At 61.6% G+C, this 20300-nt stretch carries 20 protein-coding genes and 1 tRNA gene; 9 read left to right on the top strand and 12 right to left on the bottom strand.

Going from position 1 to position 20300, the window contains the following annotated elements; all coding sequences use genetic code 11:
• The first annotated feature begins 166 nt into the window (after positions 1 to 166).
• On the top strand, positions 167 to 1354 hold the full coding sequence (locus ACXX81_RS21505; protein WP_458572354.1) for a CynX/NimT family MFS transporter: 1188 nt from the start codon (positions 167 to 169) through the stop codon (positions 1352 to 1354).
• A gap of 299 nt (positions 1355 to 1653) precedes the next feature.
• Here the strand turns inward: ACXX81_RS21505 and ACXX81_RS21510 are convergent, their stop codons facing one another.
• Positions 1654 to 2697, bottom strand: a complete 1044-nt coding sequence (locus tag ACXX81_RS21510) for a fatty acid desaturase (protein WP_209987194.1) — start codon at positions 2695 to 2697, stop codon at positions 1654 to 1656.
• A gap of 100 nt (positions 2698 to 2797) precedes the next feature.
• Between ACXX81_RS21510 and ACXX81_RS21515 the strand changes: the two genes are divergently transcribed.
• The gene (locus tag ACXX81_RS21515) at positions 2798 to 3802 is read left to right on the top strand and encodes an AraC family transcriptional regulator (RefSeq protein ID WP_322212334.1); all 1005 of its coding nucleotides are present in this window, start codon (positions 2798 to 2800) and stop codon (positions 3800 to 3802) included.
• Positions 3803 to 3964: 162 nt separating this feature from the next.
• On the opposite strand, the gene ACXX81_RS21520 is transcribed toward ACXX81_RS21515, so the two are convergent.
• Positions 3965 to 4330 carry a response regulator gene (locus ACXX81_RS21520; RefSeq protein ID WP_209987189.1) on the bottom strand — a complete coding sequence of 122 codons (366 nt, stop codon included), beginning with the start codon at positions 4328 to 4330 and terminating at the stop codon, positions 3965 to 3967.
• A gap of 100 nt (positions 4331 to 4430) precedes the next feature.
• Here ACXX81_RS21520 and ACXX81_RS21525 point away from each other — a divergent pair, with 100 nt between their 5' ends.
• Genes ACXX81_RS21525 through ACXX81_RS21535 form a run of 3 tightly spaced genes read left to right on the top strand, consistent with a single transcriptional unit; the run spans position 4431 to position 5903 of the window.
• Positions 4431 to 4904 carry a GlcG/HbpS family heme-binding protein gene (locus tag ACXX81_RS21525; protein ID WP_209987186.1) on the top strand — a complete coding sequence of 158 codons (474 nt, stop codon included), beginning with the start codon at positions 4431 to 4433 and terminating at the stop codon, positions 4902 to 4904.
• Between the two features lie 27 nt (positions 4905 to 4931).
• Entirely contained in the window at positions 4932 to 5342 is a 411-nt protein-coding gene (uraH, locus tag ACXX81_RS21530) for a hydroxyisourate hydrolase (RefSeq protein ID WP_209987183.1), read from the top strand.
• Positions 5343 to 5375: 33 nt separating this feature from the next.
• A complete protein-coding gene (locus ACXX81_RS21535; RefSeq protein WP_231422652.1) occupies positions 5376 to 5903 on the top strand; it encodes an Mpo1 family 2-hydroxy fatty acid dioxygenase in 528 nt (175 codons plus the stop codon).
• A 125-nt stretch (positions 5904 to 6028) separates the two neighbouring features.
• Here ACXX81_RS21535 and ACXX81_RS21540 read toward each other — a convergent pair whose 3' ends face one another.
• From ACXX81_RS21540 to dibA, 6 genes are all read right to left on the bottom strand, one after another.
• The gene (locus tag ACXX81_RS21540) at positions 6029 to 7009 is read right to left on the bottom strand and encodes a sulfate/molybdate ABC transporter ATP-binding protein (protein ID WP_209987177.1); all 981 of its coding nucleotides are present in this window, start codon (positions 7007 to 7009) and stop codon (positions 6029 to 6031) included.
• 3 nt (positions 7010 to 7012) lie between these two features.
• Positions 7013 to 7885, bottom strand: coding sequence for a sulfate ABC transporter permease subunit CysW (cysW, locus tag ACXX81_RS21545; protein WP_209987174.1), 873 nt, complete (start codon positions 7883 to 7885; stop codon positions 7013 to 7015).
• 13 nt (positions 7886 to 7898) lie between these two features.
• Positions 7899 to 8717 (bottom strand): sulfate ABC transporter permease subunit CysT, encoded by an 819-nt coding sequence (cysT, locus tag ACXX81_RS21550; protein WP_159953615.1) that lies wholly within the window; start codon positions 8715 to 8717, stop codon positions 7899 to 7901.
• 85 nt (positions 8718 to 8802) lie between these two features.
• Positions 8803 to 9813 (bottom strand): sulfate ABC transporter substrate-binding protein, encoded by a 1011-nt coding sequence (locus ACXX81_RS21555; RefSeq protein WP_231422651.1) that lies wholly within the window; start codon positions 9811 to 9813, stop codon positions 8803 to 8805.
• 69 nt (positions 9814 to 9882) lie between these two features.
• The gene (gene oscA, locus ACXX81_RS21560; protein WP_003170956.1) at positions 9883 to 10065 is read right to left on the bottom strand and encodes a sulfur starvation response protein OscA; all 183 of its coding nucleotides are present in this window, start codon (positions 10063 to 10065) and stop codon (positions 9883 to 9885) included.
• Positions 10066 to 10312: 247 nt separating this feature from the next.
• Positions 10313 to 12226 carry a phosphodiesterase DibA gene (dibA, locus tag ACXX81_RS21565; RefSeq protein ID WP_458572355.1) on the bottom strand — a complete coding sequence of 638 codons (1914 nt, stop codon included), beginning with the start codon at positions 12224 to 12226 and terminating at the stop codon, positions 10313 to 10315.
• A gap of 166 nt (positions 12227 to 12392) precedes the next feature.
• On the opposite strand from dibA, the gene desA reads away from it, so the two are divergent.
• Together desA and ACXX81_RS21575 are read left to right on the top strand one after the other, a co-directional pair.
• On the top strand, positions 12393 to 13577 hold the full coding sequence (gene desA / locus ACXX81_RS21570) for a delta-9 fatty acid desaturase DesA (RefSeq protein WP_209987164.1): 1185 nt from the start codon (positions 12393 to 12395) through the stop codon (positions 13575 to 13577).
• Positions 13578 to 13765: 188 nt separating this feature from the next.
• Positions 13766 to 14767 (top strand): GGDEF domain-containing protein, encoded by a 1002-nt coding sequence (locus tag ACXX81_RS21575; protein ID WP_231422649.1) that lies wholly within the window; start codon positions 13766 to 13768, stop codon positions 14765 to 14767.
• A gap of 137 nt (positions 14768 to 14904) precedes the next feature.
• Here ACXX81_RS21575 and gabT read toward each other — a convergent pair whose 3' ends face one another.
• Positions 14905 to 16182 carry a 4-aminobutyrate--2-oxoglutarate transaminase gene (gabT, locus tag ACXX81_RS21580; RefSeq protein ID WP_209987158.1) on the bottom strand — a complete coding sequence of 426 codons (1278 nt, stop codon included), beginning with the start codon at positions 16180 to 16182 and terminating at the stop codon, positions 14905 to 14907.
• A 184-nt stretch (positions 16183 to 16366) separates the two neighbouring features.
• On the bottom strand, positions 16367 to 17809 hold the full coding sequence (gabD, locus tag ACXX81_RS21585; RefSeq protein WP_057009892.1) for an NADP-dependent succinate-semialdehyde dehydrogenase: 1443 nt from the start codon (positions 17807 to 17809) through the stop codon (positions 16367 to 16369).
• 370 nt (positions 17810 to 18179) lie between these two features.
• On the opposite strand from gabD, the gene ACXX81_RS21590 reads away from it, so the two are divergent.
• Together ACXX81_RS21590 and ACXX81_RS21595 are read left to right on the top strand one after the other, a co-directional pair.
• Positions 18180 to 18256: transfer RNA gene (locus tag ACXX81_RS21590), tRNA-Arg, on the top strand.
• Between the two features lie 260 nt (positions 18257 to 18516).
• Entirely contained in the window at positions 18517 to 18708 is a 192-nt protein-coding gene (locus ACXX81_RS21595; RefSeq protein ID WP_322212287.1) for a hypothetical protein, read from the top strand.
• A gap of 81 nt (positions 18709 to 18789) precedes the next feature.
• Here ACXX81_RS21595 and ACXX81_RS21600 read toward each other — a convergent pair whose 3' ends face one another.
• The gene (locus ACXX81_RS21600; protein WP_458572356.1) at positions 18790 to 19323 is read right to left on the bottom strand and encodes a hypothetical protein; all 534 of its coding nucleotides are present in this window, start codon (positions 19321 to 19323) and stop codon (positions 18790 to 18792) included.
• Positions 19320 to 19892, bottom strand: coding sequence for an RNA polymerase sigma factor (locus ACXX81_RS21605; RefSeq protein ID WP_209987152.1), 573 nt, complete (start codon positions 19890 to 19892; stop codon positions 19320 to 19322). Before ACXX81_RS21605 ends, ACXX81_RS21600 begins: the two co-directional genes overlap by 4 nt.
• Between the last annotated feature and the right edge of the window lie 408 nt (positions 19893 to 20300).

Here is a 20300-nt window from a genome sequence, read left to right on the forward strand (position 1 = left end):
AGCGTTTAGCGTTGGTGGACAGTATAGGGACGGGGTTTATATCCGCTAAGGAATAAGAAGCTATTTATTAATAACTAAAAGACAGCATCAAGTTTTTAGCTGCAAGCTGCAAGTTGGGGTCGGGCTCTTCATACTGGGTGTTTTTGATGTTCAGGGACGGATCTGCATGGCACTTAATTCTTCACTCGTGGGCCGACTTGCTGGCTGGGGCCTGCTGGTGGTGCTGGGTCTTAACCTGCGGCCGATCCTCAGTTCCATCAGCCCATTGCTCGGTGAGATTCGCCAGGCGACGGGCCTGAGTTTTCAGAGCAGCGCCCTGCTCACCAGTTTGCCGGTGGTGTGCATGGGCCTGGTGGCACTGGTGGGGGTGCGTGTGGAGGCGCGCTTGGGTGAGCGCCGTGGCATCGCCCTGGGCCTGATGATGATTCTGCTGGCATGCCTGGCGCGCTGGCTGCTGGGCCAGGCATCGGCGCTGCTGGTGACGGCGCTGCTGGGCGGCGCGGGGGTGGCGCTGATCCAGACGCTGGTGCCGGCAATGATCAAGCGTGAATTTCACCAGCGCGTGCCGGTGGCGATGGGCGTGTACTCGGCCTCGCTGATGGCCGGCGGCGGGCTGGCAGCGTTGCTCAGCCCCGTGGTGGCCACGCATTTCCAGCAGTGGCAGGCGGGGCTTGGCGTATGGCTGCTGCCCGCGCTGGGGGCGTTGCTGTTGTGGGCATGGTTGCCCCTGGGCGCGGCGAGAAATGCGCAAGTGGCACCGGTGTTCAAAGGGCTGCGTAATCGTCGCGCGTGGCTGCTGGCGCTGTATTTCGGTTTGGTCAATTGTGGCTATATGAGTCTGGTGGCCTGGCTGCCCGCGTACTATCAGCAACTGGGCTGGGACGTGCTGCCCAGCGGTTCGCTGCTGGCGTACATGACGATCTTCCAGGTGCTCGCCGCGCTGCTGATGCCGGTGCTCGCGCAACGTGGCAGCGACCGTCGCCCGCTGCTCGGCATCAGCCTGTCGGCGCAGGCCATCGGTTATCTGGGATTGATCCTCGCGCCGCAGACCCTGCCGCACCTGTGGGTAGCGCTGTGCGGCTTCGGCCTGGGCGCGTGTTTTGCCCTGAGCCTGCTGCTGACCCTCGACCACCACCGCGACCCGCGCCAGGCTGGGCAACTGGCCGCGTTCGTGCAGGGTGTGGGCTTTTTGATCAATGCGATTTCGCCGTGGCTGACCGGTTGGCTGCGCGAACTCACCGGCCATTTTGTCAGCGCCTGGATCGTGCTGACCGTGACGGTGCTGGCGATGCTGCTGGTGACGCGGCTGTTCAGCCCGGCGAGCTGTGCGGATGGACCTTTAACGTCCAACTGATCTTCCAGTGGCGAGCGGGCTCGCCATAATACCGTTCAGTTAAGGAAATTTTGATCGTTCCCACGCGTGGGAACGATCAAGAGGGCTCTTGTGGGCTTACTGTGGCGAGCGGGCTTGCCCCGCGTTGGGGTGCGAAGCGCCCCCAATCAAGCAAAACGCGGTGTACCTGATACGGCTCAGCGTCTGGTTTTGGGGCTGCTGCGCAGCCCAACGCAGGACAAGCCTGCTCGCCACAGGGAATCTGCGCTTAACTGAACGGCATTAGGGCTCGCCACACCTGCATTTCGGCAATAATTCTTTCAAGCGTGCGCAGTCGGCTCCAGCCGATTGGCCCGCGCAAACGTGCCGAAATCATTGAAGCGCACACCCATCTCGGCCATCACCTTATGCCCCACCTTGGCGGTCATCTGGCGGATGTAAAACGGCTCCTTCACTACAAAATGGTGAATCCCGTGGGTGCTGCCGAAATTGAAGCAGAACGCCTGCATCGGCCATAGCCACCAGGGGTTGAGCACCTGGGTCTGCTGGAGCACATTGCCCAGCTCCACATCGCCGTAGTAGTGCATGTTGGAGCTGACAAAGTGCAGGCAGAACGTGCGAAGCACGTTGGGACCGATGATCACCACAGCAGCAATGTCGATCACCTGCATCATCTGCAAGGTGCCGGCCGACCAGTCGATCGGCGCGCCCAACAGGCTGGCGATGCCATTGGCGGCATGGAAGCCGAGGAAGACATACCACGCGCCCCAATGCAGCAGCGCCAGCGGCGCGTAGACCCACACAACGCGCTTGAGGATCTTGAACTTGTGGCCCCAGGTGTTGGCGCGCAGCAGGCGGATCAACGCCGACATCAGGTTATCGCCCACCATCAGCAAACGCGCAAAGCCCCAAGGCTCGCCATTGGTGATGGCGCGCTCTTCCATATCGGCTTCGGTGCCGGAGAACTTGTGATGGTTGAGGTGCAGGTGCCGGCGTATCCACGGGTTGATGGTGCTCGGGCGCGCCAGCCACACCAGGCCCATCATCAGGTTGTGGGGCACACGCTGCTTGCGAAAGTACATGCTGTGGATCAGGTCATGTTCCAGCTCGTGGGTCAACGAGGCCAGAAACGCATTGAGCAGCAGGCACGCCCACCAGGCCATATACCCGGTGATATACAGCGCCGCCGAACCGATCATGCCCAGCAAAGCGAAGGCCAGGATGCCCGCGCCGAGGGCGTCCTGATGCGACAGCCAGGGGTGCTGCCGGCGCAGACGCACGCCTTCGGCCAGCACCACTTCACGGATATGCGCGGCACGCTGTTGCGCGTTCATCTGCCGGGGGCTTGCAGAAGTACCGTCCATGCTCCCATCCTCTGTTTATTGATGGATGTATCCTGACTCACGCGGTACGTCAGGGCATCAGCCCCACACGCCAACCTGTTGACCGCAAGCGCCAATCGCCATGACCGAACCCACGTCCCTCGCCAGTTGGACCCGCGCCCTGCGCAAGCAGCTCGATGCCCTGGGCCTCGACAGCGCCGCGCTGTGCATGCAGGCCGGGCTCGACCCGCAGCAGATGGACGACCCCAATGCGCGTTATCCGCTGTCGGCCACCACGCGCCTGTGGGCGCTGGCGGTGCAGGCCAGCGGTGACCCGGCGATTGGTTTGCGGGTGTCGCGGTTTGTCAGTCCCACCACGTTTCACGCGCTGGGTTACGCACTGGTGGCCAGCGGCAGTCTGCGTGAGGTGTTCGAGCGTATCGTGCGTTATCACCAGGTGGTCAGCGATGCGCTGAGCCTGGAGCTGACCCGTCACGGCGATCACTACAGCTTTCGTCTGCTGCAACCCGAAGGCAGCCCGGCACCGGCACCGGAAGCCATCGATGCGTTTGCGGCGATCTATGTGCGCACCTGCCGCAACCGTCTGGGCCGCGACTATGCGCCGTTGGCCGTGTACCTGCGCCGTGCCGAACCGGCCGATGCCGGCCCGTGGCACACGGTGTTCCGCGCACCCGTGTTTTTTGGCGCTGAGGAGGACCGTCTGGAGTTCGCCGCCCACGATTTCGACAGCCACCTGGACGACGCCAACCCGGAGCTGGCCGAACACAACGAAACCGTGCTAAAGCGCACCCTGGCGCAACTGCAACCGCTGACCTGGGAACGCAAGGTACGCGCCGCCATCGAGGCGCAGTTGCCCGACGGCGAGCCGGGCGCCGAGCGCATTGCCCAGGCGCTGCACTTGAGCCTGCGCAGCCTGCAGCGGCATCTGGCGGATGAGGGGTGTCGCTTTGATGCGCTGCTCAATGAATGCCGGGAGAATCTGGCGCTGCAGCATTTGCGCGATCCGCAGTGCTCATTGGCTGAGATCAGTCATCTGCTGGGGTTTGCCGACACCAGCAGTTTCAGCCGGGCGTTCAAGCGCTGGACGGGGATCACGCCGGGGCAGTTCAGGGATGGGTTGCGGTAGGGGGATGTGGGGTGTTTTTGGGGGCCTCATCGGGAGCAAGCCCCCTCCCACAGTGTGATCTGTGAACACATTCAAGTGGGGAGCAAGTTTTCCCCTGTTCAGCTTTGTGAATACAGTCAAATGTGGGAGGGGGCTTGCTCCCGATAGCCATGGCCCAGGCATTCACCGCCCGCGATCACGCCGCAACAGCTTCCTCACCCGCGCCACCAACGTCCTGGCCTCGAACGGTTTGAGCAGGTAGTCATCCTCATGCAACTCCAACCCGCGCAGGCGATCTTCGATCCCGCCCGGCGTGGTCAGGAACAGTACCGGCGTGTCGCCGCGCTGCCGAATGGCCTGTTGCAGCTTCCAGGCGTTCAGCCCGGGCAGCATCACATCCAGGATCACCAGGTCGTACACGGTGCTTTCCACAAACCGCTGCGCCGCCATGCCGTTGGCCGCGACTTCCACGCCGAAGCCCGCTTCGCTCAAGCCCTGGGCCATACGCTGCGCCAGCTCGGGCTGGTCTTCCACTAACAACACCTGCATGCCTTACCTCTGGGTTTGATTACAAACCTGTCATCAAATTGTGCGGCTTCTGACCACGTTCACTGGCTACCGTGACGGCCTGCTTTCTGGAGCCATCACCATGCATCGCACTGCCCTGTTCCTCAGCCTCGCCGTCTGCACCGCAGCCCTGGCGACGCCGCAACTGCCCCGCTACGCCACGCTGGATTTGCACACCGCGCGCCAACTGGCCGATGCGAGCCTCACCCATTGCAGCGCCGCGCTGACCGTACTCGACCGTGGCGGCAACCTGCTGCTGGGTCTGCGGGCGGACGGCGTCGGGCCGCACAACAGCCTCGCCAGCCAGCGCAAGGCGTACACCGCGTTGTCGACCAAAACGCCGACCCGGCTGTTTGCCGAACGGGCGCGCAACAACCCCGAAGCCGCCAACCTTAACAGCTTGCCCGAGTTGCTGTTGCTCGGTGGCGGCGTGCCGTTGTTCGCCGACGCTGAGCTGGTCGGCGCGCTGGGCGTTGCCGGTGCCGGCGGCGCAGCCCAGGACGAGTCCTGCGCACTACAGGCCGCCGAGCAACTGGGCCTGAAAACCTCCCTCTGATTCCAACTCCCTCAAAAGGACTTCTCGATGAAAACCCTCAGCATGACCCTCGCCGCCCTCAGCCTCAGCGGCCTGTGCACCCTGGCCCAGGCCGACGGCAACCCGTTGAGCGTACATGTGCTCAACCTGGAAAACGGCCTGCCGAGTGCCGGCGTGAACGTCACTCTGGAGCAGCACGTGGGCGATCAATGGCAATCGCTGTCTGCGGGCGTCACCAACCCGCAAGGGCGCATCGCCGAACTGTTCCCCGCCAACCGCAGCATGACGCCGGGTGAATACCGCGTGGTATTCAAGACTGGCGACTATTACAAAAAGGCCAACCGCGAGACGTTTTTCCCGGAAGTCCCGGTGATTTTCCAGGTCAAGCAGGCCGACCAGCATTACCACATCCCGCTGTTGCTGAGCCCTTACGGGTTCTCTACCTATCGCGGCTCGTAGGTTATGCTCAAGCATCCAACAGGAGGAACAACAATGAAAAGCCTCGTCGACCACCTCAGCCAATACGCCGCCTATCACCGTGACCCACGCAATATCGCCAGCCACTTCATCGGTATTCCGTTGATTGTGGTGGCGGTGGCCGTACTGCTGTCGCGCCCCGAATGGACAGTCGGCGGTCTGTGGATTTCACCCGCGGTGATCGTGGCGTTGTTTTCGGCGTGGTTTTACCTGCGCCTGGAACTGGCCCTGGGCGTGCTGATGACGGTGCTGATGGGCTTGTCGGTGTGGGCCGGGCACGCGCTGGCCGCGCAGAGCACGCTGGTGTGGCTGAGCAGCGGCATCGGTCTGTTCGTGGTGGGCTGGGTGATTCAGTTTGTCGGGCACTACTACGAAGGCCGCAAGCCCGCGTTTGTGGATGATGTGTCGGGGCTGATTGTGGGGCCGTTGTTCGTGGTGGCGGAGGCGGCGTTTTTGCTGGGGTTGCGACGCGAGCTGAAACAGCAGATCGAAGCGCGCTCCGGGCCAATGGCACGCCGTGATCTAAAACCGAGCGAAATCTGAATGTGGGAGCGGGCTTGCTCCCGATGGCAGTGGGTCAGCTGCTGAACAGGTGGCTGATACACCGCTATCGGGAGCAAGCCCCCTCCCACATTGGCCCGATTTTCACATTGGGTATGGCGGGGTTGTCAGGCTTTTTGCCAGACCTTGGGTTTGAAGAATAACGTCTCGCCACGGGCCAGGCCGGTGAGGCTGTCGTGGTCTTTCACCACTTCGGCTTCGATCAGCTCGCTCTGGCCTTCGACCTTCAACGTCACCCGCGTAGTCGCGCCCAGCGGGCGAATATCGCGCACCTCGGCCGCGTGGTGATCCTCCAGCTCATGGCGTGACAGCGACACCTCATGCGGGCGGAACAGCACGTGCTGGTCTTCGCCCAGGTGCAGGCGGTTGGAGTCACCAAGGAAGTGATACACAAAATCGCTGGCCGGATTTTCGTAGACTTCACCCGGTGAGCCGATCTGCTCGATCACGCCCTTGTTCATCACCACGATGCGGTCGGCGACTTCCATCGCCTCTTCCTGGTCGTGGGTCACGAACACCGAGGTCAGGTTGATGTCTTCGTGCAGGCGCGCCAGCCAGCGGCGCAGCTCTTTACGTACCTTGGCGTCGAGGGCGCCGAACGGCTCATCCAGCAGCAGCACCTTGGGCTCGACCGCCAACGCGCGCGCCAGGGCGATGCGCTGGCGCTGGCCGCCGGAGAGTTGTTCCGGGTAGCGATCCGACAGCCAATCGAGCTGCACCATGTTCAGCAGCTCGTGAACCTTGGCGGCGATCTGGCTTTCATTCGGGCGCTGGTTTTTCGGTTTCATGCGCAGGCCGAAGGCGACGTTGTCGAACACGGTCATGTGGCGGAACAGCGCGTAGTGCTGGAACACAAAGCCGACGTTGCGATCGCGCACATCGTGGCCGGAGACGTCTTCGCCGTGGAACACGATGCTGCCGTCATCCGGGGTTTCCAGCCCGGCAATGATGCGCAGCAAGGTGGTCTTGCCGCAGCCGGACGGGCCCAGCAACGCCACCAGCTCGCCACTCTGGATGTCCAGATTGATGCTGTTCAGGGCCTTGAAGGCGTTGAAGTTCTTGCTGACATTACGGACTTCGATCGACATGACTTATTCCTCACCGGCGCTGTTGCGCAGGCGGTTGATACGGTTCTCGCTCCACTGCTTGAGCAGCAGGATGAAGAGCGCCAGGATCAGCAACAGGCTGGCCACCGCAAACGCGGCAACGTGGTTGTATTCGTTGTAGAGAATCTCGACGTGCAGCGGCAGGGTGTTGGTGACACCGCGAATGTGCCCGGACACCACCGACACCGCGCCGAATTCGCCCATGGCCCGCGCAGTACACAGCACCACGCCGTAGATCAGGCCCCATTTGATGTTCGGCACGGTCACGTGCCAGAACATCTGCCAGCCATTGGCGCCGAGCAGGCGCGCGGCCTCCTCTTCCTGGGTGCCCTGCTCCTGCATCAGCGGGATCAGCTCACGGGCCACGAACGGCACCGTGACAAAAATGGTCGCCAGCACGATGCCGGGCAAGGCGAACACGATCTGAATATCGTGCTCCTGCAACCACGGCCCGAAGAAGCCCTGGGCGCCGAACATCAGCACGTAGACGAGGCCCGCGATCACCGGCGATACCGAGAACGGCAAGTCGATCAGCGTCACCAGGATGCTCTTGCCACGGAACGAGTACTTGCTCACGCACCAGGCCGCGCTGACGCCGAACACCACGTTGAGCGGCACCGAAATCGCCACGGCGATCACCGTGAGTTTCAGCGCCGACAGCGCGTCGGGTTCGAGGATGGCCGCGAAGAACGCGCCGAGGCCGTTCTTCAGGCCCTGGGACACCACGATAAACAGCGGCAACAGCAAAAACAGCGCAAACACCAGCCAGCCAAGGCCGATCAGGATACGCCGCGACACCGCGCTGCCACGCCGGGCCGCATTGGCCGAGGACGCGGCGGAAATAGACGATTGGGACATGTTCCGCGCCTCCTTATGGACGTTCGATGCGCCGCTGCAGCAAGTTGATCAGCAGCAGCAACACAAAGGAAACCACCAGCATCAGCACACCGATGGAGGTGGCACCGCGGTAGTCGTACTGGTCGAGCTTGACCATGATCAGCAGCGGCAGGATTTCGGTCTTCATCGGCATGTTGCCGGCGATGAAGATCACCGAACCGTACTCACCCACGCCTCGGGCAAACGCCAGCGCAAAGCCGGTAAGCCAGGCCGGCAGCAGCGCGGGCACGAGGATGTAGCGGAACACCTGCAGCGGCTTGGCGCCCAGGCAGGCGGCGGCTTCTTCGATCTCCCGGGGGATGTCGGCGAGTACCGGCTGCACCGTGCGCACCACGAAGGGCAGGGTGACGAAGGTCAGCGCCAGGGTGATGCCCAGGGGCGTGTAGGCGATCTTGAAGCCCAGGTCGGCAGCGAACTGCCCGACCAGGCCGGTCGGCGTGTACAGCGCGGTGAGCGCGATACCGGCCACGGCGGTGGGCAGGGCGAACGGCAAGTCGATCATCGCATCGATGATCTTGCGACCGGGGAAGGTGTAACGCACCAGCACCCAAGCCAGCAGCGTGCCGATCACACCGTTGATCAGCGCGGCGTAGAGCGCGGTGCTGAAGCTCAGTTTCAACGCCGCCAGCACGCGCGGAGCGGAGATGATGGCCCAGAACTGATCCCAGGTGAGTTGAGCGGCGTGGACGAACATCGCCGCCAGGGGGATGAGCACAATCAGGCTGAGGTACACCACGGTGTAGCCCAGCGTCAGCCCGAAGCCGGGTATGACGGGGGAGATACGACGCGACATGAGAGTCCTTGGTTAAAGGGTAGATACCACTGCAGGAATGAGTTTTTGTGGGAGCAGGCCGCATTCCACAGGGAGGCCGGTATGTTTATTGCGCCGTGTAGATCTGGTCGAACACGCCACCGTCGTTGAAGAATTTCGGTTGGGCAGTTTTCCAGCCGCCGAAGTCTTTGTCGATAGTCACCAGGTCCAGTTTGGGGAACTGCTTGGCGTATTGGGCGGCGACTTTTTCATCGCGTGGGCGGTAGAAGTTCTTCGCCGCAATCTCCTGACCAGCCGGGCTGTACAGGTGCTTGAGGTATTCGGTGGCGATCTCGGTGTTGCCCTTTTTCTCGGCGTTCTTGTCGACCACAGCCACCGGTGGTTCGGCGAGGATCGACAGGGACGGCACGACGATGTCGAACTTGTCGGCGCCGCCGTCTTCTTTCAGCGCCAGGAACGCTTCGTTTTCCCAGGCCAGCAACACGTCACCCTGACCGTTGTTGACGAAGGTGATGGTCGAGCCACGCGCCCCGGTGTCGAGGATCGGCACGTGTTTGAACAGTTCCTTCACGTATTCCTGGGCCTTGGCTTCGCTGCCACCGGCCTTGAGGCCATAGGCCCAGGCGGCGAGGAAGTTCCAGCGCGCACCGCCGGAGGTTTTCGGGTTCGGCGTGATCACCGACACGTCTTTCTTGATCAGGTCGCCCCAGTCCTTGATGCCCTTGGGATTGCCCTTGCGCACCAGGAACACGATGGTCGAGGTGTACGGCGTGCTCGCGTCCGGCAGGCGGGTCTGCCAGTTTTCCGGCAGGGTTTTGCCCAATTTTGCAATTTCGTCGATGTCGCCGGCCAGGGCCAGGGTCACCACGTCGGCGCGCAGGCCGTCGATCACAGCACGGCCCTGCTTGCCCGAACCGCCGTGGGATTGCTGGATCTTGACGGTGTCGCCGGGGTGGGACTGCTTCCAGAAGTTGGTGAACTCCGCGTTGTAGTCCTGGTACAGCTCACGGGTAGGGTCGTACGAGACGTTGAGCAACTCGTAGTCCTTGGCAACGGCGGAACCGGCAAACACGGCACTGGCCAGCGCGGCCAGGGCATAACGACGAATCGACGACATGGAAGCTCCTAGAATTCTGGGTGTTGGCTTTTTCTTATGGTTGCGGGTGTTGCGAATCGCCGTGGCTGCCTAGCTCGGTTTGTTACCCGGGTTCTGCAAACGGAATTTCTCTTTACGTTCGATCTGTACCACCTGTGCGTTGTGCACAGTGATTTCCACCGCGCCGAACCGCAGGTCGCGCAGCGCGCTCTGGATCTCACGCAAAATGGCTGCTTCGTCCTGGCCGTCGACGCTACGAAGAGATGCGCTCATGGTCTCGCTCCTGAAATGAATAGTGCCTGGCAGTCGCGGAACTGCTTGCGGCGTGGGAGCGATAGTAGATAAGCGCGGATATTCTTAAAAATACTATTTAAGAATGTTTATATAACTAAAAATTCAATTCGAACGAAGATGCAATTGTGGGAGGGGGCTTGCTTCCGATGGCGGCGGATCAGCTGATCAATGTGCCAACTGGTAAACCGCAATCGGGAGCAAGCCCCCTCCCACAGTCGACTGGGTTTCAAGTTCGAATCGCGCGGGAGTTTGACCATTCAATGTCTGTGGCCGGCTTGGGCTTTCCAAACCAGTACCCCTGCCCCATGTCGCATTCCTGGTCCAGCAGGAAGCGGGCCTGCTCCACCTGCTCGATGCCTTCGGCGTGCACCTGCATGCCCATGCTTTTGGCCAGGGCGATCACCACGCGTACGATGGCAACGTCATCTTCATCCTCCGGCAACCCGGCGACGAAACCCTGGTCGATCTTGAGTTTGTGCACCGGCAGGCGCTTGAGGCGCAGCAGGGAGGAATATCCGGTGCCGAAGTCATCGATGGCCAGGCGCAGACCCAGTTCGCGCAGACGGTGCAGCTGTTCCAGGGCCATGTCGGGGTCGTCCATTACCGCACTTTCGGTGACCTCCAACTCCAGGAAAGCCGGGTCCAGGCCGGTGTCGTGCAGCACCCGCGCCACGTGTTCGTACAGCTCGCGCCGGGCGAACAGCCGGCTGGAGACGTTGACCGCCATGAACCCCAGCGGCTTGCCCTCGGCCAGCCATCGGCACATCTGCCGACAGGCCTGGAGCATCACCCACCCGTCGATATCGGCAATCAGCCCGGTACGCTCGGCGATGGGGATGAATTCGCCGGGCGGCACCAGGCCGCGCTCCGGGTGTTGCCAGCGCACCAGCGCTTCGACACCGATCAGGCGGCCGTCCTGCAGGTTGTGCACCGGCTGGTAGTAGACGCGCAGTTCGTCGCGGTCGAGGGCGCGCCGCAACTCGCCGGCGATTTCCACCCGGCTTTGCGCGTGTGCGGTGAGCTCTTCGGTGTACAGCGCGAAGCCTTCGCGACCCGCGCTCTTGGCCTTGAACAGCGCCGAATCGGCGTTGCGCAGCAGTTGTTCGGCGCTCAGGGCATCGCCGGGGAACAGGCTGATGCCAATGCTGGCGCTGATAAACAGCTGGTTGCCATCGAACACGAACGGATCCTTCATCGCCGCGAGCATGCGGTGCGCCAGGGCTGCCGCCTGGGTCACCTGTGGACAGTTTTCCGCCAGCACGGCGAACTCATCCCCGCCCAGACGCGCCAGGGTCACGCCGGGGCCGAACAGGCCCGCCAGGCGCTCGCCCACGTGCTTGAGCAACTGGTCACCGACGTTGTGGCCAAGGCTGTCGTTGATGATCTTGAAGTGGTCCAGGTCTAGCAGCAGTAACGCACAGCCACGTTTGTGCACCTGCGCCGACGCCAGCGCCTGTTCGGCGCGGTCGCTGAACAGCAGGCGATTGGGCAGGTCGGTCAGCGGGTCGTGATGGGCCAGGTGCGCCAGTTCTTGCTCAGAGTCCTTGATGGCACTGATATCGGAAAACACCGCGACGTAATGGCTGACATGGCCGTCGTCGTCATGGATGACCCGGATGGTTTGCCACTGTGGATAAATCTCGCCGCTTTTGCGCCGGTTCCAGATTTCGCCGCTCCATTCACCCTCTAGTTCGAGGGTCTCGAACATCTGCCGGTAAAAATTCGACGAATGGCGCCCGGACTTGAACAGGCTCGGTTGCCGCCCCAGCACCTCTTCGCGGCGGTAGCCGGTGATGGTGATAAAGGCGCGATTGACATGCACGATCTGGCCCGCGCTATCGGTGACCAACACGCCTTCACGGGTGCAATCGAACACAGCGGCAGCCTGGCGCAGACGCTCGCGGTTTTCCTTCAAGGGGCGCAGCAGACGGTTGGTACGGGCAGCGCGGGCGCAGATCAGGCAGATCAGCAGCGCACTCAGCGCCACCCATATAGAGCCGCTCACCGGAAAACCGTACTGCAATGCCGGTGGTTCATCGAGAAAGTTGATCAATAAAAGGGGGCTGAACAGCAGCCACGCGATGGAAACCAACAGGTAGACCAGCCCCGTCAGCAGGGCACCTCGGTACGAAAACAGCATATGCCCAGTAATCCTTACCCAAAAAACAGCATCGCCCTACAAAGGTTACGGATTATAGAATAAGAAACATCCAGTCACTCCTATCTGAAAGGGTGTCTGGTTTTCTGTGTAGGCTTAGTGATAATGCGTGAGCTGTTCTTTTCTTTATCTGAGGGCCATACAGCCTATGTGGTACAACGGTTTTCTCGATCTGTCAGCCTGGCAACTGGTGGCAGTCACCCTGTTGATGACCCACGTGACCATTGTCGGGGTCACGGTTTATCTGCATCGCTATTCAGCCCATCGCTCCCTGGAGCTCAATGCCGGCCTGAAACACTTCTTCCGTCTCTGGCTGTGGCTGACCACGGCGCAGAACACCCGCGAGTGGACCGCCATCCACCGCAAGCACCACGCCAAGTGCGAAACCGTCGATGACCCGCACAGCCCGGTGATCAAGGGCCTGTCCACCGTCATGCGCAAGGGCGCCGAGCTGTACCGCGCCGAAGCGGAAAACCCGGAAACCCTGCGCATCTACGGCAAGAACTGCCCGGACGACTGGATCGAACGCAAGCTCTACACGCCCTACCCGCTGCTGGGCGTGGCGATCATGGGCGTGATCGACCTGCTGCTGTTCGGCACCATCGGCATTACCATCTGGGCGATCCAGATGATGTGGATTCCGTTCTGGGCCGCCGGCGTCATCAACGGTCTGGGTCACGCCGTGGGCTATCGCAACTTCGAATGCCGCGACGCCGCCACCAACCTTGTGCCATGGGGCATCATCGTTGGCGGCGAAGAGCTGCATAACAACCATCACACCTACCCCAACTCCGCCAAGCTGTCGGTGAAAAAGTGGGAGTTCGACATGGGCTGGGCCTGGATCAAGGTGTTCAGCTTCCTGCGTCTGGCCAAGGTGCAGCGGGTTGCGCCGATTGCCCATCGCGTCGAAGGCAAGGGCCATCTGGACATGGACACCGCCATGGCGATCCTCAACAACCGCTTCCAGATCATGGCCCAGTACCGCAAGCTGGTGATCGGCCCGCTGGTCAAGCAGGAGCTGGCGAGGGTCGACCATTCGGTGCGCCACCAATTCCATCGCGCCAAGCGCCTGCTGTCCCGTGAAACCAGCCTGCTGGACGATCGCCATCACCTGCGCATCCAGAGCCTGCTGGAACACAGCCAGGCCCTGAAAGTGATCTACGAGAAGCGTCTGGCGCTGCAACAGATCTGGCTCAAGACCAGCTCGAACGGTCATGACATGCTGGCGGCGATCAAGGAATGGGTGCACGAGGCCGAGGCCAGCGGTATCCAGTCGCTGCGCGATTTTGCCCACCAATTGAAAACCTACTCGCTGCGTCCCGCGACGGTCTGACGGTACCGTGGGAGGGTCCGCCCTCCCACTTATCCTGTTTCTGACGTCATTTTCCGGGCACCGACAATCCGTGCCGTTCATGGAACTTCGACGCATTTACCCTCTCTCAAAGAACACTTCGCCATCATGGTGGCCCCTTGTTGTGACCGCTGTTCCACCTTGCGGCGCGCCCAGAGAGAGTTGTGCCGATGGTTCACGAAAAGCCCCTTTCGCCTGACCTTCCAACCGCTGAACCGCCCCGCCCGGCGGCGGCTGCCACCCTGCTTGCGCTGATGCATGCGCAGGGTGAAGTCGAGCGTCTGAGTGAGCGCGAGAAGTTGCTGAGCTCACTGCTGGTGAGCGTGAATGCGGTGCTGTGGGCTGTCGACTGGGAAACACGTCGCGTGCTCTATGTGAGCCCGGCCTACGAGCGTGTTTTTGGAAGAGCGGCAAGCCTGCTGCTCGCCGACCACCGCGAATGGCGCAACAGCATTCACCCCGAAGACCTCGACTACGCCGAACAGAGCCTGTCCCGCGTGCTGACCACTGGCGCCGTGGAAGACCGTGAATACCGCATCATCACCGCCGACGGGCAAATTCGCTGGCTCTGCGACAAGTGCTACATCAATCAGCAGGCCGATCCCGATAAACCGCTGATCGTGGTGGGCATCGCCGAGGACATCACCGAAAAGAAGCAGTTGGAGCTGGAGTTGCACCGCCTGGCCACTACCGACGTACTGACCCAGAGCAGCAACCGCCGGCACTTTTTCGAATGCGCCAACCAGGCCTTCGACGTCGCTTGTGCCCAGGGCGCGCCGCTGGCGTTCCTGTTGCTGGACATCGATGACTTCAAGGACATCAACGACACGTACGGCCACCTGGAGGGCGATCAGGTGCTGCGGCGTATCGCCGAAAGCGGCCGAGGAGTATTGCGCCGTGGCGACCTGTTCGGACGCATTGGCGGCGAAGAGTTCGCCGCCGTGCTGCCTGGTTGCGCACCGGAGATGGCGCTGCAGGTGGCGCAGCGCCTGGGCAGAGAGATCCAGGCGCTGAGCTTCAGTTATGACGGCCGCGCTTTCAACGTGACGGTCAGCCAGGGCCTGGCGAGCCTGCGCGCAAGCGACTCGACCCTCGACAGCCTGTTCGCCCGCGCCGACGCGGCCATGTACGAGGCCAAGCGCCTGGGCAAAAACCGCGTGATCGCCGACTGATGTGATGCCAGGCACAAAATAAATGTGGGAGGGGGCTTGCTCCCGATAGCGGTCTATCAGCCAACAAATAGAGGGCTGACACACCGCTATCGGGAGCAAGCCCCCTCCCACAAGGGTTCATCTGTGTAATCAGATGCTTAGAGCTCGGAGAAACACTCTTCGATGATCGCCAGGCCCTTGTCCAGTTGCTCGTCCGGCGAGGTCAGCGGTACCAGCACGCGCAACACGTTGCCGTAGGTGCCGCAGGACAGCAGGATCAAGCCCTTGTCCCGCGCCTTGGCCACCACGGCGGCGACCGCTGCAGCGTTCGGCTTGTGGCTGTCGCCGTCTTCGAACAGTTCCAGCGCGATCATCGCGCCCAGGGCGCGCACTTCACCGATCACCGGGTACTTGGCCTGAATCGCCTTGAGGCCGGTCACCAAACGCTCACCCACCGCTTTGCAACGGTCCAGCAGGTGCTCTTCCTCGAACACGTCCATTACCGCCAGCGCAGCCGCGCAGGCAATCGGGCTGCCGGCGTAGGTGCCGCCCAAACCGCCCGGGGCGATGGCGTCCATGTATTCAGCCTTGCCGCACACACCGGCCAGCGGGAAACCGCCGGCGATGGACTTGGCGAAGGTGGTCAGGTCGGCGGCAACGCCCATCTGTTCCATGGCAAAGAAGGTACCGGTACGGCCAGCGCCGGTTTGCACTTCGTCGGCGATCAGCAGGATGCCGTGCTTGTCGCACAGTTCGCGCAGGCGCTTCATGAAGGACTTGGGCGCAACATAGAAACCGCCCTCGCCCTGCACCGGCTCGATGATGATGGCGGCGATATCACGCGGCTCGGCATCGTTCTTGAAGATGCGCTCGATGCTGGCGATGGCGTCGTCGTCGCTCACACCGTGCAGTTCGTTCGGGAACAACGCGCGGAACACGCCGCCGGGCATCAGGCCCATACCGGCCGAGTACGGCACGACTTTGCCGGTGAGGCCCAGGGTCATCATGGTGCGGCCGTGGTAAGCACCGGTGAAGGCGATCACGCCGGCACGGCCGGTGGCGGCGCGGGCGATCTTCACGGCGTTCTCAACGGCTTCGGAACCGGTAGTGACCAACAGGGTTTTCTTGGCGAAATCCCCCGGCACCTTGGCGTTGATTTTTTCACACAGCTCCACGTACGGCTCGTACGCCAATACCTGGAAGCAGGTGTGCGTCAGCTTGTTCAGTTGCTCGGTCACAGCGGCGATGATTTTCGGGTGCACGTGGCCGGTGTTCAGCACGGCGATACCGCCGGCGAAGTCGATGAACTCGCGACCTTCAACGTCGGTCACGGTGGCATTCTTCGCGGACTCGGCGAAGATCGGGTGAATCTGGCCAACACCGCGCGGTACAGCGGCTTCGCGGCGTTTCATCAGGGAAGCGTTGGTCTTGCTCATAAAGTCCTCATTCGCCACTCATCGGGTGGCGCTGTGCAAGGAAATACGTGGCGGGGAAGCCACTGCGGCAGCATGCGATGATCGACTGCCACAGCGTTCCCGGCCACTGCGAATAACGGTGTGAAACACGCAAAGAGTCAGCGCTCTCGTGCCCTTTGCGTTTACTGCAATGCCAAACCGGGGCTTAGATGCCCAGGCAGAGGTATTTGATTTCCAGGTAATCCTCGATCCCGTACTTGGAGCCTTCACGGCCCAGGCCCGACGCCTTGATGCCGCCGAACGGCGCCACTTCGTTGGAGATCAACCCGGTGTTGACGCCGACCATGCCGTATTCCAGCGCTTCAGCCACGCGGAACACACGGCCCAGGTCGCGGGCATAGAAGTAGGACGCCAGGCCGAACTCGGTGTCGTTGGACATCGCGATCACTTCGGCTTCGTCTTTGAAGCGGAACAGCGGCGCCAGCGGGCCGAAGGTTTCTTCCTTCGCCACGGCGGCATTCTTCGGCACATCGACCAGAATGGTTGGCTCGAAGAAGTTGCCTTCCATCGCCTTGCCACCGGCCAACAGCTTCGCGCCTTTGCTCAGGGCATCAGCGATGTGTTCCTTGACCTTGGCCACGGCTTTTTCGTCGATCAGCGGGCCGGTGGTAGTGCCGTCTTCCAGACCGTTGCCGATCTTCAATTTGGCCACGGCCACTTTAAGTTTTTCGGCGAACGCGTCGTACACCGAATCCTGAATGTACAGGCGGTTGGCACAGACACAGGTCTGCCCATTGTTGCGGTACTTGGAGATGATCGCGCCTTCGACGGCCTTATCCAGGTCAGCGTCATCGAACACGATAAACGGTGCGTTGCCGCCCAGCTCCAGGGACACTTTCTTGATGTCCTTGGCGCATTCGGCCATCAGCTGGCGACCGATTTCGGTGGAGCCGGTGAACGACAATTTACGCACGATCGGGTTGCTGGTCAGCTCACCGCCGATGTCGCCGGCGCTGCCGGTGACCACACTCAGCACACCGTTCGGGATACCGGCACGGTGCGCCAGCTCAACCAGAGCCAGGGCCGAGAACGGCGTTTGCGACGCCGGCTTGATCACCATGGTGCAACCGGCGGCCAGGGCCGGGCCGGCTTTACGGGTGATCATCGCGGCCGGGAAGTTCCACGGGGTAATGGCAGCGGTTACGCCGATAGGCTGCTTGATCACGATCAGGCGCTTGTCGGGCTGGTGGCCGGGAATCACATCGCCATAGATGCGCTTGGCCTCTTCGGCAAACCACTCGATAAAAGACGCGGCGTAAACGATCTCGCCCTTGGCCTCGGCCAGCGGCTTGCCCTGCTCCAGGGTCATCAGGCGAGCGAGGTCGTCCTGATTTTCGATCAGCAGCTCGAACCAGCGGCGCAGCTTGTTCGCGCGCTCCTTGGCGGTAAGGGCACGCCAGGCCGGCAGCGCCTTGTCGGCGGCCTCGATGGCACGGCGGGTTTCCGCGGCGCCCATCTTCGGCACGGTGCCGAGAATCTCGCCCGTGGCCGGGTTATTGACCTTGATGGTTTGACCGTTGTCCGCGTCGACCCAAGCCCCATCGATAAAGGCTTGCTGGCGGAACAACTGGGTATCTTTGAGCTGCATGTCGGCTTTCCTTAACAGCACCGCGCGCACGCGGAGCGAATTAGAGTTGTAGAAAGGCGCCTTGTGGGCTGCCGTCAGGGAAATCAGCCCCAGCGCGCAACGTGAGTGAAACGGCGCACGGGAGACAGAGCGTTTGAAATCTCAAACGAATCCTAGGAGCAATGGGGGTACAGGGCAATAGTCTGTTCGAAAAAAAGAACGAAAAGCACCCGCGTGTCCGGTGAGTCTGATCAGCGTGTGAGAACAGCGTTCCACCCCATCGACCACCGGCCCCCGCCGCAGAGCCCTGGCGGGAGGGTTTCCTACGATCCAGCGGCCAAACCCAGCATGGACGCCCAAGGTCGACATGGGTATGATGGCGCCCGCACAAGCATCCGTAGCTCAGCTGGATAGAGTACTGCCCTCCGAAGGCAGGGGTCGTGGGTTCGAATCCCGCCGGGTGCACCAGATATAGATGAAGAAGCCCCAGGTCGAAAGGTCTGGGGCTTTTTTGTGGGTGCTATCCCAGTACTCAAAGAAAGGTCGCAACTCCTGGGTGATTAGAGCCGTACGCAGGCCACCCTTGAGACCCGGTCGTCGCAAGCGCATTGCTTGTTCCGCTAGAACCCGCCCGTTAAACGCTTAATTTGTTGCAGGTTAGCGCTTGACATACGCCACCTTATTGTCGTTTGGTGCGATGCTGATTTATTGAAGATTCAGGTAGTTATATGCTGATTATTTTCTCGCTAATAAGCGCTGTGATTTTGGCGCTCGCAGCAAAAGGCGCTGCCTCGTTAATAAATGAAAAGTATGATCGCAACATTCAAGGCAAGCATTTGCACATGGTTGTTCTGCCATTAATAATCGCTTTCGTTATTTTCTTAGCCCCAAAACTTACAATTTATCTTGGTGGTTATTAATTTCTGCTGCCTGAAATACAAGAATCAAGAGTCCCTCACAAAGTCGCATTTTTCATAACGCCTCGCTCACCGCCAGGCGATTCAACGCCCTCGCAACCCCTCCAACAACCCCGGCAAATCCTCCTGCGGAAACCGCTCATGCAACGCCAGCAGCTTCTCATCCGCCGCTCTGCTTGCTCCCGCCTCACGTAGCGCGACAATCTCGCGCAACCCCTCCTCCAACGTAGGCCCCGCCACCGGCGCGTGCTTGCTGAGCTGTCGGACTGCAGATTGACCCACCATTGCACTCTCATCCCTAGGCGCCATCGCAATCCGAGCCATCGGTGCCTGCACAGAAAACGTCGCAGTGGATATCTCGTTATGCGCCACCGGCTCACGCATCACCACCCCCACCATCAACGCCAGCCCGGCCACGGTGGCGAATGCCATTTGCCAGCGCGGTTGTTTACAGACGTTGCGCCAGCGTTGCCACACGCTCATCTGCGGCGTTGGGGCCTCACGTCGGGCGGTGTCGAGGAGGAAGGCGTCGAGGGCTGCAGGCGGTTCGCCCGGGCTGTGTTGGCGATAGTGCTGCAGCGTGTCATCGGGATCCGGTGTGGCGCGTTTGTCGGTCATGCGGTGATCTCCTCGGCCAGCAGGCGGCGCAGTTTCTGCTGGGCGTAGCGCAGGCGGCTTTTGACGGTTTCCAGCGGGGCGTTGGTGAGGGCGGCGATTTGCGGTACGTCGAGGTCGCCGTGCAGGCGCAGCAGGAAGACTTCGCGCTGGTCGTCGGGCAGGCCTTGCAGGGCGGCGTCGAGGCGGGCCTGGTCGCGGCTCAGGCTCAGTTGCTGCTCGGGGCCGGCGTCATGGTCGGGCTGGGCGTGCAGTTGTTCGTCGTAGCTGTCGTGCAGTGGGCTGTGGATGCCGTGCTTGCGCCAATGATCGATCAGGCGGTTGCGGGCAATCTGGAACAGCCAGGTGCGAAAACTCGCGCGGCCCTGTGGCTGGGTGGTGCTGCGGATCAGGCTCAGCCAGGTTTCCTGATAGATCTCTTCGGCCAGTTCGGCCTTGTTGCACAGGGCCACGAGAAATCGGTAGAGGCCCTGGCGGTGACGTGCGTAGAGCGCTTCGAACGCAGCGGCGTCACCGGTTCGATAGCGGACCAGCAGCGATTCGTCGCTGGGTGAGGCAGCCGGGGTGGGCATGTGAGGGGCGGGCTCCTGTTGGTCGCGGCGTGTCAGTCAGACAATTCAGTGAATGGCATACCGCTATCGGGCGCAAGCCCCCTCCCACACTGGATTGTGGAGGGCCGGGGTATTGGCTTAAACGAGTGTGTGAATGATTCACTCACTTGGGTGAGACGTAGCAATTCACCCGGTAGGTTCATTCGCCGGTCAATCTGGATAGATTCCACGGACTGGGCGGCACGGCCAGCAGCGACGGGGTCGAGGGTTGAATTTGAATATTGCATAAACACTTTGCCCTCTGTCCAACCGTCCAAAAAAGTCTTGTTCGGACACATAACCACCTTTGGAAACTCTTTCCCGGGCTGGCAGTTTTACCCCCTGCACAGGGAGTCTGCGGCGTCGTTCAAGTAAGGAAAGGTGACAGCA

Source organism: Pseudomonas sp. GNP013 (genome assembly GCF_054343995.1).